Origin of the sequence: Frankia umida, assembly GCF_023242945.1 — a bacterium.
GTDB lineage: Bacteria > Actinomycetota > Actinomycetes > Frankiales > Frankiaceae > Frankia > Frankia umida.
In genome coordinates this window covers 1-272 of record NZ_JALKFT010000131.1, presented here as the reverse complement: position 1 = coordinate 272, position 272 = coordinate 1, and the positions used below count along the sequence as shown (strand labels likewise).

Genomic DNA, 272 nt, shown 5'->3' with positions numbered 1-272 from the left:
CACGCAGATTGCCTGCCGGCCAGTGCAGGCCGTCGCCCGTGGAGAATTCCAGGTTCTGCGCCGCGAAGCGCCAGCCATCCTGATGCTGCACGCTCAGCCGGCCCGTCAGCGCCTGCAACTGCAGCGGCTCCAGGTTTTCGCGCCACTGCAGTTGCAGGGCATTCACCGCCACATCGGCCATGGCGCCCACGGGCTGGCCCTGGCGCAGGTCGATCCAGGCGCGCATTGCGCCCCGGCCCTGCTGCAGGCGCAGGTCGGACGTATCCATGTAC

General features: G+C 69.1%; 1 protein-coding gene. It reads right to left on the bottom strand.

Features of this window, described 5'->3' with window-relative positions; all coding sequences use genetic code 11:
• On the bottom strand, positions 1–272 hold a 272-nt coding region (locus MXD59_RS26105; protein WP_248827217.1), incomplete at both ends, for a YhdP family protein.